16 protein-coding genes are annotated in these 17764 nt (G+C 59.3%); 7 read left to right on the forward strand and 9 right to left on the reverse strand.

Annotation, left to right across the window (positions count from 1 at the left end; all coding sequences use genetic code 11):
- Positions 1–178 precede the first annotated feature (178 nt).
- The gene (gene mioC / locus BN1139_RS09920) at positions 179–628 is read right to left on the reverse strand and encodes an FMN-binding protein MioC (RefSeq protein ID WP_005355827.1); all 450 of its coding nucleotides are present in this window, start codon (positions 626–628) and stop codon (positions 179–181) included.
- A 396-nt stretch (positions 629–1024) separates the two neighbouring features.
- Between mioC and BN1139_RS09925 the strand changes: the two genes are divergently transcribed.
- The 5 genes from BN1139_RS09925 (at position 1025) to fhuB (ending at position 8556) form a co-directional block, all read left to right on the forward strand.
- Positions 1025–3121 carry a TonB-dependent siderophore receptor gene (locus tag BN1139_RS09925; protein ID WP_005355824.1) on the forward strand — a complete coding sequence of 699 codons (2097 nt, stop codon included), beginning with the start codon at positions 1025–1027 and terminating at the stop codon, positions 3119–3121.
- A 79-nt stretch (positions 3122–3200) separates the two neighbouring features.
- The gene (locus BN1139_RS09930; RefSeq protein ID WP_005355821.1) at positions 3201–4847 is read left to right on the forward strand and encodes a multidrug ABC transporter permease/ATP-binding protein; all 1647 of its coding nucleotides are present in this window, start codon (positions 3201–3203) and stop codon (positions 4845–4847) included.
- Positions 4848–4893: 46 nt separating this feature from the next.
- Complete coding sequence (locus BN1139_RS09935) at positions 4894–5658, forward strand: ATP-binding cassette domain-containing protein (protein WP_005355817.1); 765 nt, start codon at positions 4894–4896, stop codon at positions 5656–5658.
- 34 nt (positions 5659–5692) lie between these two features.
- Positions 5693–6577 (forward strand): ABC transporter substrate-binding protein, encoded by an 885-nt coding sequence (locus tag BN1139_RS09940; protein WP_013724232.1) that lies wholly within the window; start codon positions 5693–5695, stop codon positions 6575–6577.
- Entirely contained in the window at positions 6574–8556 is a 1983-nt protein-coding gene (fhuB, locus tag BN1139_RS09945; RefSeq protein WP_005355802.1) for a Fe(3+)-hydroxamate ABC transporter permease FhuB, read from the forward strand. The genes BN1139_RS09940 and fhuB overlap by 4 nt, the downstream gene beginning before the upstream one ends.
- A gap of 72 nt (positions 8557–8628) precedes the next feature.
- Here the strand turns inward: fhuB and mnmE are convergent, their stop codons facing one another.
- From mnmE to BN1139_RS09980, 8 genes are all read right to left on the reverse strand, one after another.
- Positions 8629–9990 (reverse strand): tRNA uridine-5-carboxymethylaminomethyl(34) synthesis GTPase MnmE, encoded by a 1362-nt coding sequence (gene mnmE / locus BN1139_RS09950; RefSeq protein ID WP_013724233.1) that lies wholly within the window; start codon positions 9988–9990, stop codon positions 8629–8631.
- A 99-nt stretch (positions 9991–10089) separates the two neighbouring features.
- A complete protein-coding gene (yidC, locus tag BN1139_RS09955; RefSeq protein ID WP_005355794.1) occupies positions 10090–11736 on the reverse strand; it encodes a membrane protein insertase YidC in 1647 nt (548 codons plus the stop codon).
- A gap of 5 nt (positions 11737–11741) precedes the next feature.
- Positions 11742–11990, reverse strand: coding sequence for a membrane protein insertion efficiency factor YidD (yidD, locus tag BN1139_RS20985; RefSeq protein WP_010672280.1), 249 nt, complete (start codon positions 11988–11990; stop codon positions 11742–11744).
- Complete coding sequence (gene rnpA / locus BN1139_RS09960; RefSeq protein ID WP_005339313.1) at positions 11957–12316, reverse strand: ribonuclease P protein component; 360 nt, start codon at positions 12314–12316, stop codon at positions 11957–11959. The genes yidD and rnpA overlap by 34 nt, the downstream gene beginning before the upstream one ends.
- The gene (gene rpmH / locus BN1139_RS09965) at positions 12316–12450 is read right to left on the reverse strand and encodes a 50S ribosomal protein L34 (RefSeq protein WP_005307156.1); all 135 of its coding nucleotides are present in this window, start codon (positions 12448–12450) and stop codon (positions 12316–12318) included. The genes rnpA and rpmH overlap by 1 nt, the downstream gene beginning before the upstream one ends.
- Before the next feature lie 270 nt (positions 12451–12720).
- Positions 12721–13455, reverse strand: coding sequence for an amino acid ABC transporter ATP-binding protein (locus BN1139_RS09970; RefSeq protein WP_005339311.1), 735 nt, complete (start codon positions 13453–13455; stop codon positions 12721–12723).
- A gap of 12 nt (positions 13456–13467) precedes the next feature.
- Positions 13468–14136 (reverse strand): amino acid ABC transporter permease, encoded by a 669-nt coding sequence (locus BN1139_RS09975; RefSeq protein WP_013724235.1) that lies wholly within the window; start codon positions 14134–14136, stop codon positions 13468–13470.
- Positions 14137–14895, reverse strand: a complete 759-nt coding sequence (locus BN1139_RS09980) for an amino acid ABC transporter substrate-binding protein (protein ID WP_005339308.1) — start codon at positions 14893–14895, stop codon at positions 14137–14139.
- 311 nt (positions 14896–15206) lie between these two features.
- Here BN1139_RS09980 and dnaA point away from each other — a divergent pair, with 311 nt between their 5' ends.
- Both dnaA and dnaN read left to right on the forward strand, forming a co-directional pair.
- Complete coding sequence (gene dnaA / locus BN1139_RS09985; RefSeq protein ID WP_005339307.1) at positions 15207–16577, forward strand: chromosomal replication initiator protein DnaA; 1371 nt, start codon at positions 15207–15209, stop codon at positions 16575–16577.
- Between the two features lie 83 nt (positions 16578–16660).
- Positions 16661–17764 (forward strand): DNA polymerase III subunit beta, encoded by a 1104-nt coding sequence (gene dnaN, locus BN1139_RS09990; protein ID WP_005339306.1) that lies wholly within the window; start codon positions 16661–16663, stop codon positions 17762–17764.

Below are 17764 nucleotides of genomic sequence, written 5' to 3' on the forward strand. Positions count from 1 at the left end.
CATGGATAACTATAGGTTTTGCAGAGCTTTACACCGTAGTTATGCACATTGCCCCTGGGCGTTGTGGGTAACCTTGTAGAACAACTCCCCCGGATCAATCTGTTAATAACATGGTGGATAGTCGATCTGGGGATAAGTGGGGAGATCAAGCTTTTTTTCAGGATCTCCCGCACGCTGATCAGGCGATCATCGTCATCCAGTCGCGGATCCACACTTCTGCGGCATCTTCGGGGATCTCGTGTTGGGTCACATCAATGTCGAGCCGCTCGCCGATCCGGCTGGCACCGCACTCGGCCAGCAGCCGATCCAGCGTCTTGCCACCCTGGCAAAAGGTGTCATAACTGCTGTCACCAAGGGCGATCACGCCATATTTCAATGAATTAAGATCCGGATGCTGCTCGGCAAGATCCTTGGAGAAGGGTTGCAGGTTGTCGGGCACATCCCCGGCACCATGGGTGGAAGTGACCACTAGCAGGATGGATCCCGCATCATCCAGCACCTCTGCCAGCTTGGCCGGGTTGTGGATCCGGGTCTGGTGGCCAGCCTGTTCCAGCAGGTTGGCGACGTGGTCTGCGACATATTCGGCGGCGCCCAGCATGGAGCCGACGACGAGATTGAGTTTGGCCATGGAATGGATCCTGATTTCAGACAAAGAAACGGAAAGCCGGATTCTACCGCCAAAGGGTGTGGATAAATATGGATAAAGCTTGGGGATAATGGATCCAGTCAGATAATGCCACCGGATCCATCCTGCCGATCTTTTTTCTGCTTCTTTATATTCCTCTCAATTTTCTTCTCCGCTCATAGCTCTCCTTATGGCTCCCATCTCCCGCGAAATCCTGCCAACGATGCAGCTAGATAACAATGTAGATGCAAATGATTAGCAATTATTGAATCGATTCGATCACGACTCCTGTAGTAGGATTGCGCTGCTTTATTCGCCCATGGAACAGGGTGATGTCGTGACAAACGACCACAAATAACAATTAAAACAACATAACTCATTGATAAACGAGACTTTAATATGATTGCGCAAAAATACACTACAGGACCCGGCAAGAAGGGCGCCTTCGGCGTGCTTTCGCTCTCCGGTTTGCTCGTCTCCCTGCCGCTGATGGCCGAACAAACCACAGCTGAACTGCCCAAAGCCAGCGAAACCATGGTGGTGACCGGTACGGCCATGAAGGTGGAAGTGCCGATGGCCGAGACCCCTCGCGCCGTCTCCGTGGTTAATCGCGAGGAGCTGGATCAGCACGCCGTGTTGCAGCTGGATGAAGCGATTCGCTACCGTTCCGGCGTATTGACCGGCCTCTATGGCTCAGACAACAACACCGACTGGTTCAAGGTGCGTGGCTTCGATGCCGCCTCTTATCTGGATGGCAACCGCTTGTTTGGCACCGGCTACTACGTCTGGACGCCGGAACCGTTCGGTCTGGAGAGTGTGGAAGTGCTGAAGGGGCCAGCCTCGATCCTTTACGGTGAGGCGCCTCCGGGCGGGGTGATCAATGCCATCAGCAAGCGGCCGGCCGCCACGCCGCAAGGGCAGGTGGATCTGCAGCTTGGCAGCCGGGATCATCGTCAGGTCGGGGTGGACGTCTCTGACGCGCTCTCCGACAACAGCCGCTACCGCATGGTTGCTCTTTATAAAGAGCGTGATGGCGTGCTTACCGGCACCTACAACGATCGGGTTTATCTGGCGCCGAGCGTCACCTTCGATCTTTCGGATCGTACCAGCCTGACCCTGCTGGCCAGTTTTCTGCACGACGAAGGGGTCCCGACCAACGGCTTCTTCCCGGTCTATGGCACCCTGAATACGTCAGGTGGCCAGATTGATCCCTCCACCAACCTGAGCCAGCCGGATTACGATCGCAACCGCAATACCCAGATCTCCACCGGTTACGAGCTGGCCCACCAGCTCAACCAGACCTGGGAGTTCAAGCAGAACGTCCGCTTCAATTACAACGATCTGCTGCTGCGCCAGACCTATATCTTCCCGACCTATGAAGGCACAACTGCCAGTCGTGGCCTGGTTTACCGTGATGGCAATACCAAGAGTGCCACCATGGACAACCAGATGGTGGGCTACTGGAACACCGACAGCACCGAGCAGACCTTGTTGCTGGGGGTTGATCTGCAGCGTCATGTCAATGAAGGGGTCGAGGCCGACAACTACGCCATGGGCACCATCAATACCATGAACCCGGATTACAGCGGCTTCCCCGGTTTTGACGAGTCGACCGCCACTCACCAGAAGAGCAGCAAGGGCCAGAGCGGCCTCTATGCCCAGCACCAGGTCCGCTGGGACGATCGCTGGTTGCTGACTACCGGTGGCCGTTTTGACTATGTGGAGACCCACAATACCAATACCAGCAAGGACGAGCGCCAGTACGATCACGAGCTCTCCCTCTCGGGCAGCCTGATGTATCTGGCTGACAACGGCCTCTCTCCCTACTTTGCCTATGCAGAGTCGTTCGAAGTGCTGCCGGGGATCGATCCTAACACCCGAAACTCCTACAAGCCGCTCAAGGGCAAGCTCTACGAGACTGGCGTGAAGTATGCGCCAGCCTTCCTCGACGGTTACATCAATCTGGCGCTGTTCGATCTGGCCCAGACCAACTCGCTGGTCTCTACCGGTTCCGGCCAGCAGACCCAGGCGGGTGAAGTGACCTCTCAGGGGGTTGAGCTGGAAGGGAGCGTGCAGGTGACCGATGCGCTGCGTCTGACCGCTGCTTATACCTACACCGATGCCAAAACCAACGACACCGGCAGTGGCGATCGCCGTGCCAGCCTGATCCCGCGCCACCAGGCCTCCTTCTGGGGTAACTACAAGGTGCAGCAAGGGGTGGCTTCAGGTCTGGAGCTGGGTACCGGTGTGCGTTATATCGGTTCCAGCGTGGGTATTGGCGCAGTGAATGCGGACTACACCCCCATCTACGGCTCTGCCGAGGTGCCGGCCCATACCGTCTGGGATGCGATGATCGGGTATGACTTTGCCAAGAACTGGCGTGCCCAGCTCAACGTCAACAACCTGCTGGGTGAAACCTACGTGGCCAGTTGTGACTATTACTGCTACTACGGCGAGCCGCGCAGCGTAGTGGGCAGCATCAACTACCGCTGGTAATCGAAGTCGGGCGGGAACCGGATTCCCGCCCTTCTTTTCACCCGCAGTTGTTCTGATCTCTCTGGAATACCGGTCCGTTATGGAACTCTTGTCTCTGGTTTATCGTCAATATCGTTGGCCCTTTATCGCCATTACCCTGCTCAGTCTGCTCAGTGCAGTCAGCGGGATTGGCGTCATTGCCTTTATCAATCAGTCTCTTATCGAATCTATAGGTGATCCGCTGCCGATCCTCGGTCAGCTGGTCGGCCTGATTGTGCTGCTGCTGGTGATCACACTCGGATCTCAGCTGGCCCTGACCACTCTCGGTCACCATTTTGTCTACCGGTTGCGCGGACGCCTGCTCAAGCAGTTGCTGGATACCGATGTCGCCCGCATCCGCCAGATTGGTCAGGGGCCGCTGCTGGCTTCCCTCTCCAGCGATATCGGCCAGATCACCATTGCCTTCGTGCGCCTGCCTGAGCTGGTGCAGGGGCTGGTGCTCACGCTGGGTTCTGCCCTCTATCTCGGCTGGCTCTCTCCGGCCCTGCTCGGGGTGACCGCGCTCTGGGTCACCGTCACCATGGTGGTGGGCTGGCTGCTGGTGAACCGTGTTTATCGCCATCTCTCCCACATGCGTCAGGCCGAAGATCGGCTCTATCAGAACTATCAGGCCATCATCGCTGGCAGCAAGGAGCTGGCGCTCAACCGCGAGCGGGCTCACTTCGTTTACCACCAGCTCTATGAGCAAAATGCCCGTGACTACCGCCAGCAGATCATTCGCGCCGACACCTATCACCTGAGCGCGGTGAACTGGTCGAATATCATGATGCTGGGGGCCATCGGTCTGGTCTTCTTTCTGGCCAACGGCCTTGGCTGGGCCAACACCAATGTGGCCGCCACCTTCGCCCTGACCCTGCTGTTCCTGCGCACCCCTCTGTTGCAGGGGATTGGCGCCCTGCCGACCCTGCTTGCCGCTCAGGTGGCGTTCGACAAGATCGCCGCCCTCAATCTGGCCGAGCCGGATGCGGACTTCCCGCTGCCGCCCGCCATCCGCCCCTGGCAGCGTATCGAGCTGGAGCAGGTGAGCTTTCACTATCAGGGGGAGGGCGGTTTTGCCGTTGGCCCCATCGATCTGGTCATCGAAAAGGGGGAGCAGATCTTCATCATCGGTGGCAATGGCTCCGGCAAGTCGACGCTGGCCATGCTGCTGACCGGCCTTTACCAGCCGGTATCGGGCCGGATCCTGCTGGATGGTGAGCCGATCACCGATCGCAACGGCTATCTGGCGCTCTTCTCCGCCATCTTCACCGACTATCACCTGTTCCAGCACCTGCTGGGGCCGGAACCCAAGGATGAGCTGGTGGCCGAGTGGCTGGAGCGGCTGCAGATGGGCAGCAAGCTCACCATCGAGGATGGCTTTATAGCCGATATCGATCTCTCCCAAGGGCAGCGCAAGCGGGTCGCCCTGCTGCTGGCGCTGGCCGAGCAGCGCGAGGTGATGCTGTTTGACGAGTGGGCCGCGGATCAGGATCCCCAGTTCCGCCGCATCTTCTATCAGGTGCTGCTGCCGCGCCTCAAGGAGATGGGCAAGACGGTGATTGCCATCAGTCACGATGATCACTACTTCCCGCTGGCCGATCGCCTGTTGGAGATGCGTCAGGGCCAGCTCACCGAACTGACCGGCGCGCGCCGTGCCGCAGTGAGCCGCGATGCGATCGCCCATCTGGATTGCGAGGTGCCGGCTTGATGCCGGCACCGATGAGACTGGCGGCAAGCCAGCACAGGAATTGCTTATGTTCGAGATGAAATCAGCCAGCTTCACGGTCAATGACCGCACGCTGCTGCACCCCACCGACCTGCGTTTCGAGCAGGGACAGGTCTATGGCCTCATCGGCCACAATGGGTCGGGCAAATCGACCCTGCTCAAGCTGCTGGCACGCCAGCAACCCCTCAGCGACGGCGAGATCCTGTTCGATGGCAAGCGGCTACCCGACTGGGGCAATCGCGAGTTTGCCCGTCAGGTGGCCTATCTGCCCCAGCATTTGCCGAGCGCGGAGAACCTGCTTGGGCGGGAGTTGGTGGAGATGGGCCGCTACCCCTGGCGCGGCTTACTGGGCCGGATGGGGGCGGAGGATCACCGTCAGGTCGATCGGGCCATCGCCCTTACCCATACCGAACGCTTTGCCGATCGGCTGGTGGATACCCTCTCCGGCGGCGAGCGGGGCAGGGTCTGGCTGGCGATGCTGCTGGCCCAGGAGAGCCGCTTTATCCTGCTGGACGAGCCGCTGGCCGCGCTGGATGTGGCCCATCAGGTGGAGGTGCTGACGCTGGTCAAGCAGTTGAGCCGTCAGCTCAACCTTGGGGTCATCATCGTCATTCACGACATCAATATGGCCTCCCGCTTCTGCGATCGGCTGGTGGCGCTTCACTCCGGCCGCCTGCTTACCCACGGCGAACCTGAGGGGATCATGACCAGCGAGACCCTGCATGCCATCTATGGCATTCCGATGGAGGTCATTCGCCACCCGGCTCATGCTCATCCCATCGCCATCGTCTGACTGGGGGGCTCTCTTGAACCGTTTATTGAAGAAGATGGCACTCTGCCTTATTAGCCTGCTGCTGCCACTTGCGGCGCAGGCTGACACATCCCCGATCTCTTCTGTGCCGCTACCCCGTATCGCCACCGTCGACTGGACCATCGCCGAGACCCTGCTGGCGCTCGGGGTGACACCGCTGGCGGTGGGGGATGCTGGCCCCTATCAGGCATGGGTCGGCGAGCCACGGCTACCCGCCGGGGTGGTGGATATCGGCCTGCGTACCCAGCCCAACCGTGAGCTGCTGGCGGAGCTCAAACCCGATCGTATCCTTATCTCGCCGCTGGCGGCCCCGCTGGCGCCAACTCTTTCCCGCATCGCGCCGGTGAGCACCATTGCCCTTTATGATGGGCAAACCGATCTGTGGCAGCGGCTGCACGAGGTGACCCTGACCCTCGCCCGTATGGTGGGCAAAACCGCCGAGGGCGAACGGCTGCTGGTCGGGCTGGATCGGGATCTCGCCAGCATGCAGGCCAGATTGCCTGCAGATCTGCCGCCCCTGTTGGTGGTGCAGTTTATCGATGAGCGCCATGTGCGGGTGTTTGGTCGCCACAGCCTGTTCGATGCGGTGGTGACGCGGCTCGGGCTGCGTAATGGTTGGCAGGAGCAGACCAATGACTGGGGTTTCTCGGTGGTCAGCATCGAGCAGTTTATGACCTTGCCAACCGCGCGGCTGGTGGTGGTCGATCCCATCCCGGTCGGGGTGAGCGAACGGCTGCAGGAGCCTGGGCTGTGGCAGCATCTGCCGCAGGTAAGGCAGGCGCCCGTGCTGCATCTGCCTGCGGTCTGGAGTTTTGGCGGCGTACTGGCAGCCCGCCGTTTCGCCGGTCTGCTCAGCGATGTATTGCTGCAAGATGCCGAGCGTATGGAGGCGAGCCGATGAAGCGACTGCTCACATCGCCGCTGCTGCGGCCGGTCTCGATCCTGCTGGGGTTGACCCTCTCGCTCGCGTATTGGGAGCTGGCTCGCCAGCTGCCCGGTGCGCTCTGGTGGCAGAGCCTCTTCGCCCCCAATCTGGATGACGTCAGCCAAGCAGTGGTGCATTTCAGCTGGTTGCCCCGCTTGGCGGTCACCCTGTTGGCCGGGGCGGCGCTCGGGCTGGCGGGCATCCTGATGCAGCAGGTGCTGCGCAACCCGCTCGCGTCACCGACCACCTTGGGGGTGGCCTCCGGTGCCCAACTGGCGTTGATGATGGTGACCCTGTTTGCCCCCTCCTGGTTGCTGTTGGGGCGGGAGTGGATCGCCATGGCCGGTGGCAGCCTCGCGATGGCACTGGTGTTTGCCCTGGCCTGGCGTCGCCAGCTCAATCCGGTGGTCATCGTCTTTGCCGGGCTGGTGATCAACCTCTATCTGGCGGCCATCAGCATGGGGCTCTTGCTGTTCTTTCAGGAGGAGCTGAAAGGCTTGCTGGTGTGGGGTAGTGGCTCGCTAGTGCAGAACAGCTGGAGCGGGGTGAGTTACCTGTTGCCCCGCCTGCTGGCAGCTGCTGCGTTGGCCGCGGTACTGGTGCGCCCGCTGGCGGTGCTGGAGCTGGATGATGCCAGCGCCCGCAGTCTGGGGGTCTCCCTGCAGCATCTGCGTTTTGCCGGACTGGGGCTGGCGGTGTTTGTCACCGCTTGCGTGGTGAGCGTGGTGGGGCTGATCGGCTTTATCGGGCTGGCGGCACCAGCCATGGTGCGGCTGCTCGGGATCCGCCAGCTTGGCCAGCGGCTGCTGTGGGCACCGATCCTCGGCGCCCTGCTGCTGGCGGCCACCGATTTGCTGCTGCAGAGCCTGAGCCGCTTCTGGCCAGTCTTGATCCCCACCGGCGCAATGACCGCCCTGCTGGGGGCGCCGCTGCTGCTCTGGTTGATCCCGCGCCTTGGCATCAAGTCGGGTACGCCGAAGGCAAACGCCGGCCTGCTGGTGGCTCGCCATCTGGCTCCGGCTCGCCTTATTGGCCTGTTGCTGGTCGGGCTGCTGCTGGCCGTGGTCGCCTCCCTGCTGTTTGGGCAGGGAATGACGGGCTGGAGCTGGCCAAGCTGGCTCCGCTGGCAGGCCCAGCTGGAGTGGCGGCTGCCGCGCACTGTGGCGGCGGGGGCGGCTGGCGTGCTACTGGCGCTGGCGGGCACCCTGTTGCAACGGGTCAGCAACAACCCGATGGCGAGCCCGGAGCTGCTGGGGGTGAGCGGCGGCACCTTTATGGGGGTGATAGCGACGGCGTTGTTGCTGCCTGCATTGCCCCTGCCGCTGATGCTGGTCGGTGGCCTGCTCGGTGCCTTCGTTTGTCTCTTGCTGCTGGTGGTGGTTAATTGCAAGCACGGCTTCCAGCCGGAGCGGATCCTGCTCTCAGGTATCGCCATCACGGCGTTGTTTGAGCCGCTGCAGGCCATCGCGTTGGCCAACGGTGACCTGCGGGTGCAGCAACTGCTCTCCTGGATGTCCGGTTCTACCTATTACGTCACCCTGCCGGTGGCCTATGGGCTGGTGGGGCTGGCGCTGTTGATGCTGGCCGCCTGCCTGCTTGTCAGCCGCTGGCTCGATCTGCTGCCAATGGGGAGTGCGGTGGCGACCGCGCTGGGCATTCGCCTCAACCGTGCCCAGCTCGCCATCCTGCTGCTGGTGGCCGTGCTCACTGCCAGCGCCACCCTGGTGGTGGGGCCGCTTTCCTTCGTTGGTCTGCTGGCACCACATATGGCCAAGCTGATGGGGTTGGTGCGGGCACGCTGGCACCTGCTTGGGGCCGCCGCTTCCGGCGCCCTGTTGATGGTCTCGGCGGACTGGGTCGGTCAGCAGATCCTCTTCCCGCAGGAGGTGCCGGTTGGGCTGGTATCCACCTTGTTAGGGGGCGCTTACTTCATGTGGTGTCTGCGCCGCCTCTAAGTTTGTGGACAAAAAAATAGACAATAAAAAGCCCGGGATGAACCCGGGCTTTTTATTGTCTGTCGTGCGGCGTTACTTGCCGATGCAGAAGCTGGAGAAGATACGACCCAGCAGATCGTCGGAGCTGAATTCACCGGTGATCTCGGAGAGGGACTCCTGCGCCAGGCGCAACTCTTCGGCCACCAGCTCGCCAGCCACGAACACTTCCAGCTGCTCTTTGGCCACCAGCAGCCGCTCGGCAGCACGCTCCAGCGCATCCAGATGGCGGCGACGGGCCATAAAGCCCCCTTCGGTGTTGCCCTGGAAGCCCATGCAGGCTTTCAGGTGCTCGCGCAGGGCAGGCAGTCCCAGCTCGGTCTTGGCGGAGATGCGGTAGACGGCGTGGCCCAGCTCCTGACTCGGAGCCAGATCCTCGCCTGTCAGATCGGCCTTGTTGCGAATGACGGTGAGGCCGATGTTTTTTGGCAACCGATCAACAAATTCCGGCCAGATCTCCCGCGGGTCAACCGCATCTGTGGTGGTGCCATCCACCATAAACAGCACCCGATCGGCCTGTTCAATCTCGGCCCAGGCGCGTTCGATACCGATCTGCTCCACCTTGTCCTGAGTGTCGCGCAGACCGGCGGTGTCGATGATGTGCAGCGGCATGCCATCGAGATGGATGTGTTCGCGCAGCACGTCGCGGGTGGTGCCGGCAATCTCGGTGACGATGGCCGACTCACGGCCCGCCAGAGCGTTGAGCAGGCTCGATTTGCCGGCGTTGGGACGACCGGCGATCACCACCTTCATCCCTTCCCGCAGCAGAGCGCCCTGTTTGGCTTCCCCGCGGACATCGTCCAGCTCGGACATGATGGCGTAGAGGTCGCCCGCCACCTTGCCGTCGGAGAGGAAGTCGATCTCCTCGTCCGGGAAGTCGATGGCCGCTTCCACATAGATGCGCAGCCGGATCAGGCTCTCCACCAGTTGCTGGATTTTGCTGGAGAACTGCCCCTGCAGGGAGTGCATGGCGCTGCGGGCGGCCTGTTCGCTGGAGGCTTCGATAAGGTCAGCGATAGCTTCGGCTTGGGCCAGATCCAGCTTATCGTTGATGAAGGCGCGCTCGCTGAACTCGCCGGGGCGGGCAGGACGAATGCCGTCGATTTTCAGAATGCGGCGGATCAGCATGTCCATGATGACGGGGCCGCCGTGGCCCTGCAGCTCCAGCACATCCTCGCCGGTGAAGCTGTTGGGGGCTTTGAACAGCAGGGCGATGCCCTGATCCAGTACCTGGCCTTGCTCATCCCTGAACGGCAGATATTCGGCGTAGCGCACCCGCGGGAGCTTGCCGAGCACTATCCCGGCGACCTGTTCGGCGGCGGGGCCGGAGACCCGGACTATGCCGACGCCACCACGGCCTGGCGCGGTGGCCTGGGCCACGATCGTATCTGTTATCATCTTGCTTGGCTCGTTTGTTCGCTGATAGGAAAACGTAGTGGGAGACATTGTAATAAAAAAGGCGGCCCGAAGGCCGCCTCTTTTGTCATCACGGGAAGATTAGCTGCGTGAATGCAGTCCTTTCTTCTCCAGCTGACGATAGATGATGGTCTGCTGGATGATGGAGATGACGTTGCTCACCAGCCAGTAGAGAGTCAGGCCAGCCGGGAACCAGAGGAACATGAAAGTGAAGATGATCGGCATGAACTGCATCACTTTCTGCTGCATCGGGTCGGTTACGGTGGTCGGGCTCATCTTCTGCAGATACCACATGGAGGCACCCATGAGGATTGGCAGAACGAAGAAGGGATCCTTCACTGACAGGTCAGTGATCCACAGGGCAAACGGCGCGTGACGCAGTTCAACGGACTCCATCAGTGCCCAGTAAAGGGCGATGAAGATCGGCATCTGAACCAGGATCGGCAGGCAGCCACCCAGCGGGTTGACCTTTTCCTTCTTGTACAGCTCCATCATGCCCTGAGACATCTTCTGGCGGTCATCGCCGAAGCGCTCGCGCAGGGCCGCAATCTTGGGTTGCAGCATGCGCATCTTGGCCATGGAGGTGTACTGGGCCTTGGTCAGCGGGAACATGATGCCGCGCACCAGCAGGGTCAGCATGATGATGGCCAGACCCCAGTTCTGGACGAAACCGTGGAACACTGTCAGCAGCCAGTGCAGCGGTTGGGCGATGAACCACAGCCAGCCGTAGTCGACGGTCAGGTCGAGGTGGTTAGCCACCTTGGCCATCTGGTCTTGCAGCTTGGGACCAACCCACAGCTTGCTGGTCACTTCAGCCTGTTGGCCGGCAGCCACGTCAACCAGCGGCGCCTTGTAACCGATGATGGCCTGGCCTTTACCAGGGATCACGCGGCTGTAGAAGCTGTTGGTATCGTCGGCATTCGGTGCCCAGGCAGAGACGAAGTAGTGTTGCAGCATGGCGACCCAACCACCCTTGGTGGTCTTGTTCAGGTCGGCATCCTTCATCTCGTCGAAGGTGTACTTCTTGTAGCGGGTATCTTCAGTGGAGAAGGCACCACCACGGTAAGCGCTGGCTACCATGGCATGACCTTCCTGATCCTTCGGCGTTGCTACGGTCTGTTTCAGCTGACCATAGAACTGCACCTGAACCGGCTCGGCAGATTTGTTGTCGATCTTGTAATCAACGCCAACGGCATAGTCGCCACGCTTGAGGATGAACTCCTTGGTGAAGACCACGCCCTTGCTGTCGGTCCAGGTCATCGGAACGACGACTTGATCCTGACCATCGGCCAGCTGATAGCTGGTCTGGGCGGCTTCATAGGTAGGACGACCTTCGGCCTGACTGTCCGGACCGTTGCGACCCACCAGACCGCTCTGGGCGATATAGAGGTGCTCAGGCTTGCTGGTCAGCAGCACGAACGGTTGGTCCTTGCCCTCTTCCAGTTTGTGAGACAGCAGTTCAGCAGACACGACGTCACCACCCTGGGTATCCAGGGTCAGCTTGAGCACGTCAGAGGAGACGGTGATCAGCTTGCGTGCGGCAGTCGCGTTGGCTTGCTCGGAAACCTGAGGAATATCACCGGTCTGACCGGCTTCAGGTACGAAATGTTCGGTTTGGGCCACGGTAGTCGGGGCCGGCTTCGGAGCCTTGTCGGACTCCCACTGTTGCCAGAGCAGAAAGCTCACGAACAGCAAACCGATCAGGAGTAGATTGCGTTGTGATTCCATAGTCTTCAGTTTCTTCGCTTTGGTTGCGGAACCGGGTCATAACCACCCTCGGATAAGGGATGGCATTTTAATAGACGTTTGCTAGCTAACCAAACGCCTTTTATGAAACCGTGAAGTCGGATGGCTTCTATCGCAAATTGGGAACAAGTTGGAGTAAAACGGCAGCGCGGCCCGAGCAGAGGGCTAATGATTAGCTGATACAGGCGTATCAGTTTGATAGCTACCCATTGCAACGGCGTGACAGAGTGCGCCATAGCTTTTCCAGTAACTTGAACAGTTCCTCGTTATCCATCTCTTTCACACCGGCCTTGGCGATCACCACGATGTCGATAGCGGGCAGCTGATGTTGTTTGAGGCGGAAACTTTCCCGGACCACCCGTTTGACACGGTTACGCCAGACGGCACGCTTGAGTGCTTTTTTGGGCACAGCGAGACCAAGACGAGAGTGTTCGAGTGAATTGGGGCAGGCGAGAAGCGTAATTTGCGGGGAAGCAGCCCGGACAGGCTCGGCGAAAACGCGTTTGAAGTGTTCGGGAGTTAACAGACGTAACTCCCGAGAGAAGGTGTGCTGGGTAGGCATTAAACTACCAGACGGGCACGACCCTTGGCACGACGAGCGGCCAGAACTTTACGACCGTTGGCAGTTGCCATGCGGGCGCGGAAACCGTGAGAGCGCTTGCGCTTCAGGTTGGACGGTTGAAAAGTACGTTTCATGATTCGATTCCGTATTTCTGTACAGTTTTGATTGTCACACTTAGCCGACGCGCCAGCTATAGCGTGTGACGACTAGCAAAAGAGGCCGAATTCTAAACAGAGTTCGGCTTTTAGTCAATCCGCCGTTCCCTCTCATCCTGCCATGGTCTTGAAAAGGCCACTGCCGAGCGTGAGGATCCAGAGGATCAAGGGCTCCGGATTATACTGGCAACCCGGGGTTAAACAAGGGATCCCTCAATAAAAAAGGCGGCCAGGCCGCCAAAGAGAGAGCTATTTAAGGACTTTCCGCAAGAACTCCCGGGTACGGGGATCCTTGGGATCGACCAATATCTGATCCGGCGGGCCCTGCTCGACGATCCGCCCTCCTTCCATGAAGATCACCCGATCGGCAACATCACGAGCAAATTCAATCTCATGAGTCACCACCACCATGGTCTGGTGCTGGCGGGCCAACTCTTTCATCAGTCCCAAAACCTCGTCGACCCACTCGGGATCGAGGGCCGAGGTGGGCTCATCAAACAGGATCACCTTGGAGTGGGCCGCCATGGCGCGGCCAATGCCGACCCGTTGTTGTTGGCCACCGGAGAGAGAGGCCGGATAGGCATCCTGCTTGTCGGCGAGGCCAATGTCCTTGAGGATGCCGAGCGCTGTGGCGCGGGCCTCCGCTTTTGGCTGCTTCCAGACGGTGATCAGCCCTTCGGCGATGTTGTCGAGCGCTGTTTTGTTGGCAAAAAGGGCGTAGTTCTGGAACACGAAGGAGGCCCGCTTGCGCAGCTCGATCGCCTGCTGTTCACTGGCTTTGGCCAGATTGAGCTCGAGATCGTCGATGGCCAGGGTGCCCGCATCCGGGGTCTCCAGCAGGTTCAGGCAGCGCAACAGAGTCGACTTGCCGGTGCCGGAGGGGCCGATGATGACGACAATTTCCCCCTTTTTGACCTCCAGATCGATACCGTTGAGCACCTGATTGCCGTGATATGCCTTGGAGAGGCCGGTTAGCTTGATCATGAACGCCCTCCTTTAATAGGCACGGTTGAGACGAATTTCCAGCAGATGCTGCAAGCGGGTAAAGAAGATCACCACTACCCAGTAGATCAGCGCCACCGCCATAAAGCTCTCGAAGAACTTGAAGGAGGAGGAGGCTTCCATTTGCGCCTTGCCCATGATCTCGGCCACTCCCAGCGTGAAGGCCAGCGAGGTGCTCTTGATCATGTCGATGAAGTAGTTCATCAGCGACGGGGTGGCGATACGGGCCGCCTGCGGCAGGATGATCCGCTGCATCGCCTGATAACGGCTCATGCCGATACTGAGCGCCGCTTCCATCTGGCTTTTGTGAATGCCGAGGATGGCTGCGCGGATCGACTCGGCCATGTAGGCGGCGAAGTGCAGGGTCAGACCGACGATGGCGGCGGTAAAGGCATCCATTCCCACGAAGATCGGGAACAGTTGCGGCAGTCCGTAGTAGAGCAGGAACAGCTGAACGAGTAGCGGTGTACCCCGAAAGAACGAGATATAGAGCATCGCCAGCCAGTGAATCGCAGGGACGCGAAACACCCGTACTATCGCCAGGGCCAGCGAGAGTACGAGTGCCAGCACGAATCCCCACAGGGCCATCTCCATCGTGGTGCCCAGGTATTTGAGCAGGATGGGAAACAGCCCCAGCGTGTATTCGAGGTCAAATTCCATCATTTATTTGTCGGTGATGTCGGAAGCGAACCATTTCTCGGAGATCTGACGCAGGGAGCCATCCTTGCGCATGGCGGTCAGGGCCTCGTCGACCTTCTTCAGCAGCGCCTGTTTCTCCGGGGTCTTCAGGAAGGGCAGGGCGTTCTCGATAGTCTCGAACGGTGCGCCAGCCTGTTGCAGCGGCAGCTTGGACTCTTTGATCAGCTGGGCGGTGGAGACGCGGTCCATCACGAAGGCATCGATGCGACCCAGGGCGACATCCTGCTCGAAGGCGGAGTCATAGGTGCGGATATCGATCTTCTTGTTCGGGTCATTCTTGCGCAGCAGCTCTTCAAAGTTGGAACCCAGGTTCACGGCCACCTTCTTGCCTTCCAGATCCTTGATGCCATGAATGGTGCTGTTGCCCTTGCGTACTACAATCTGGGCGCCGTCATAGACGTAAGGCTGGGAGAAGTCGTACTTCGCCTTGCGCTCGTCGGTGATGGTGATCTGGTTGGAGATGGTATCGATGCGGCCGGTTTCCAGCATGCCGAACAGGCCGGAGAAGCTGGCGGTCACGAATTCGACCTTGTAGCCGGTGCGCTCGCCGATCTGGTTCCACATATCCACTTCAAAGCCCTGCAGCTTGTCCTGCTTGACGAAAGTGAACGGGAAATATTTGCCAGACATGCCGACCTTGATGGTCTCCTGGGCGATGGCCTGACCGGACAGGGTGGCGAGCAGGATGGCTGCGCCGGAAATCAGTTTGATGGATGTTTTCATGGTGTTTCTCTCTCTCAATGTCTTGTATTTGTAGTTGTAATAACTGCTTTGGCCCTGATGTTATTGGAATAAAATTTAAAAAATAAATGACATTTGGTTATATGAAATAACAGGAGAGAAGCTCGGGATCGACCAATCCGGACGGTGGATCAAGCTGTGGGTAACTTTGGGGATGAAATCCGATCCAAAGGCGCTGGATCCTTGAAAGTCAAGGATCTTATTTGCTGGATCCACCGGGCGATGGCTGGAGATCCGGCGGCTAAAAACGTAGAATAGCCGGTCTTTAGTTAATCAATCGACAGGAGTTTAGAGTGACTGCTTCGCTATGGCAGCAGTGCCTTAACCGGCTGCAAGATGAGTTGCCCTCGGCAGAATTCAGCATGTGGATCCGGCCGCTTCAAGCGGAGTTGAGTGACAATACTCTGACCCTGTATGCACCGAATCGCTTTGTTCTGGACTGGGTACGAGACAAGTATCTCATCCGGGTTAACGGCATCATCAACGAACTCTGCGGGGTCGACGGCCCCGCCCTGCGTTTTGATATAGGTAATCGTCCCCATCCTGTTGCTGTCGCCAGAGCGCCGGTACAGGGTGCCGCGCCTGTGAATAACTTGCAGAAGAGCTGGGAAAGCAAGGCTGAAGCCAAGCCCGAGCCGAACCACAAGAGCAACACCAACGTGAACTATACCTTCGAGAATTTCGTCGAGGGTAAGTCCAACCAGTTGGCGCGTGCGGCTGCCCGTCAGGTAGCGGACAATCCGGGTGGTGCTTACAACCCGCTGTTCCTCTATGGCGGCACCGGCTTGGGTAAAACCCACCTGCTGCACGCCGTTGGCAATGCCATCAAGGAGAGTAAAAAAGATGCCAAAGTCATCTATATGCACTCCGAGCGGTTTGTTCAGGACATGGTGAAAGCGCTGCAAAACAACGCCATTGAAGAGTTCAAGCGTTACTACCGCAGCGTCGATGCCCTGCTCATCGATGACATCCAGTTTTTCGCCAACAAGGAGCGCTCCCAGGAGGAGTTCTTCCATACCTTCAATGCCTTGCTGGAAGGTAACCAGCAGATCATCCTGACCTCGGATCGCTATCCGAAGGAGATCAACGGTGTCGAGGATCGCCTCAAGTCCCGCTTCGGCTGGGGCCTGACCGTGGCGATCGAACCGCCGGAGCTGGAGACCCGCGTCGCGATCCTGATGCGCAAGGCAGACGAGAACCAGATCCATCTGCCGGACGAAGTGGCCTTCTTCATTGCCAAACGTCTGCGATCCAACGTCCGTGAACTGGAAGGCGCCCTCAACCGGGTGATCGCCAACGCCAACTTCACCGGCCGTGCCATCAACATCGATTTCGTGCGCGAAGCGCTGCGCGACCTGTTGGCACTGCAGGAGAAGCTGGTCACCATCGACAATATCCAGAAGACGGTGGCGGAGTACTACAAGATCAAGCTGGCGGATCTGCTCTCCAAGCGTCGTTCCCGCTCTGTTGCCCGTCCGCGCCAACTGGCGATGGCACTGGCCAAGGAGCTGACCAACCACAGTTTGCCGGAGATAGGTGATGCCTTTGGTGGCCGTGACCACACTACCGTTCTTCATGCCTGCCGCAAGATCGAGCAGCTGAAGGAGGAGAGTCACGACATCAAGGAGGACTATTCCAACCTGATCCGTACCCTTTCTTCCTGATAACGGAATCGAGTGGACAGATGCAGCGCGAATATTCCAACCTGATCCGAATCTTTTCCTCCTAATCACAACGGAGAGCACAGATGCAGCTCGAAATTAGCCGTGAGGCCCTGTTACGTCCTCTGCAACTGGTGTCCGGCGCCCTCGGCGGCCGACCGACCCTGCCGATCCTCGGCAACGTGCTGCTTGATGTCAGCAACGGTCTGCTGTCACTGACCGGTACCGATCTCGAAGTAGAGATGATCGGTCAGGTCTATCTGAACGGGGCCAGCGAAGATGGCCGCACCACAGTACCGGCGCGCAAGCTGCTGGATATCTGCCGTGGTCTGCCGGAAGGCGCCGAGATCCGTCTCAATACCGAAGGCGAGCGCCTGATCATCCGGTCCGGTCGCTCCCGCTTCAACCTCTCGACCCTGCCGGCGACCGAGTATCCGAACATCGAGGATTGGGAATCTGTGCTCGAGTTCGATATCAGCCAGCTGGAGCTGAAGAAGCTGATCGATGCGACCCAGTTCTCCATGGCCAGCCAGGATGTTCGTTACTACCTGAACGGTATGCTGTTCGAGAGCGAAGGTCACGGTCTGCGCACCGTGGCGACCGACGGTCACCGTCTGGCCACCTGCCGCCGCGAGGTAGTAGGGGAATCGCTGCCCGATCATCAGGTTATCCTGCCGCGCAAAGGGGTACTGGAGCTGGTGCGTCTGCTGGAGGCGGAAGACAAGCCGGTGCGGCTGCAGATCGGTCGCAGCAACCTGCGTGCTGCGCTGGACGGCTTCATCTTCACCTCCAAGCTGGTGGATGGCCGCTTCCCGGACTGGCGCCGCGTCATTCCGCGCAACAGCGACAAGGCCCTGATCGCCGGCCGTGAGGATCTGCGTCAGGCGTTTGCCCGTGCCGCCATCCTCTCCAACGAGAAATTCCGTGGGGTGCGTCTCAATCTGCAGGAAAACCTGCTGCGCATCACCGCCAACAACCCGGAACAGGAAGAAGCCGAAGAGCTGCTTGACGTACAATATGCCGCTGGCGAGATGGAGATCGGCTTTAACGTCTCTTATGTGCTCGACGTGCTGAATACGTTAAAATGTGACCAAATTCGGATTAGCCTGAGCGATTCCATCAGCAGTGCCATTATTGAGGATTTTGAACATCAGGATGCTCAGTACGTGGTGATGCCGATGCGGATCTAG

Origin of the sequence: Aeromonas veronii bv. veronii (assembly GCF_000820225.1) — a bacterium.
In the GTDB taxonomy this organism is placed as follows: domain Bacteria; phylum Pseudomonadota; class Gammaproteobacteria; order Enterobacterales; family Aeromonadaceae; genus Aeromonas; species Aeromonas veronii.

Bases quoted from the DNA above. Each gene is read 5' to 3' on its own strand.
- mioC (WP_005355827.1), bottom strand. From the start codon at position 628: ATGGCCAAACTCAATCTCGTCGTCGGCTCCATGCTGGGCGCCGCCGAA.
- BN1139_RS09925 (WP_005355824.1), top strand. From the start codon at position 1,025: ATGATTGCGCAAAAATACACTACAGGACCCGGCAAGAAGGGCGCCTTC.
- BN1139_RS09930 (WP_005355821.1), top strand. From the start codon at position 3,201: ATGGAACTCTTGTCTCTGGTTTATCGTCAATATCGTTGGCCCTTTATC.
- BN1139_RS09935 (WP_005355817.1), top strand. From the start codon at position 4,894: ATGTTCGAGATGAAATCAGCCAGCTTCACGGTCAATGACCGCACGCTG.
- BN1139_RS09940 (WP_013724232.1), top strand. From the start codon at position 5,693: ATGGCACTCTGCCTTATTAGCCTGCTGCTGCCACTTGCGGCGCAGGCT.
- fhuB (WP_005355802.1), top strand. From the start codon at position 6,574: ATGAAGCGACTGCTCACATCGCCGCTGCTGCGGCCGGTCTCGATCCTG.
- mnmE (WP_013724233.1), bottom strand. From the start codon at position 9,990: ATGATAACAGATACGATCGTGGCCCAGGCCACCGCGCCAGGCCGTGGT.
- yidC (WP_005355794.1), bottom strand. From the start codon at position 11,736: ATGGAATCACAACGCAATCTACTCCTGATCGGTTTGCTGTTCGTGAGC.
- yidD (WP_010672280.1), bottom strand. From the start codon at position 11,990: ATGGCGCACTCTGTCACGCCGTTGCAATGGGTAGCTATCAAACTGATA.
- rnpA (WP_005339313.1), bottom strand. From the start codon at position 12,316: ATGCCTACCCAGCACACCTTCTCTCGGGAGTTACGTCTGTTAACTCCC.
- rpmH (WP_005307156.1), bottom strand. From the start codon at position 12,450: ATGAAACGTACTTTTCAACCGTCCAACCTGAAGCGCAAGCGCTCTCAC.
- BN1139_RS09970 (WP_005339311.1), bottom strand. From the start codon at position 13,455: ATGATCAAGCTAACCGGCCTCTCCAAGGCATATCACGGCAATCAGGTG.
- BN1139_RS09975 (WP_013724235.1), bottom strand. From the start codon at position 14,136: ATGATGGAATTTGACCTCGAATACACGCTGGGGCTGTTTCCCATCCTG.
- BN1139_RS09980 (WP_005339308.1), bottom strand. From the start codon at position 14,895: ATGAAAACATCCATCAAACTGATTTCCGGCGCAGCCATCCTGCTCGCC.
- dnaN (WP_005339306.1), top strand. From the start codon at position 16,661: ATGCAGCTCGAAATTAGCCGTGAGGCCCTGTTACGTCCTCTGCAACTG.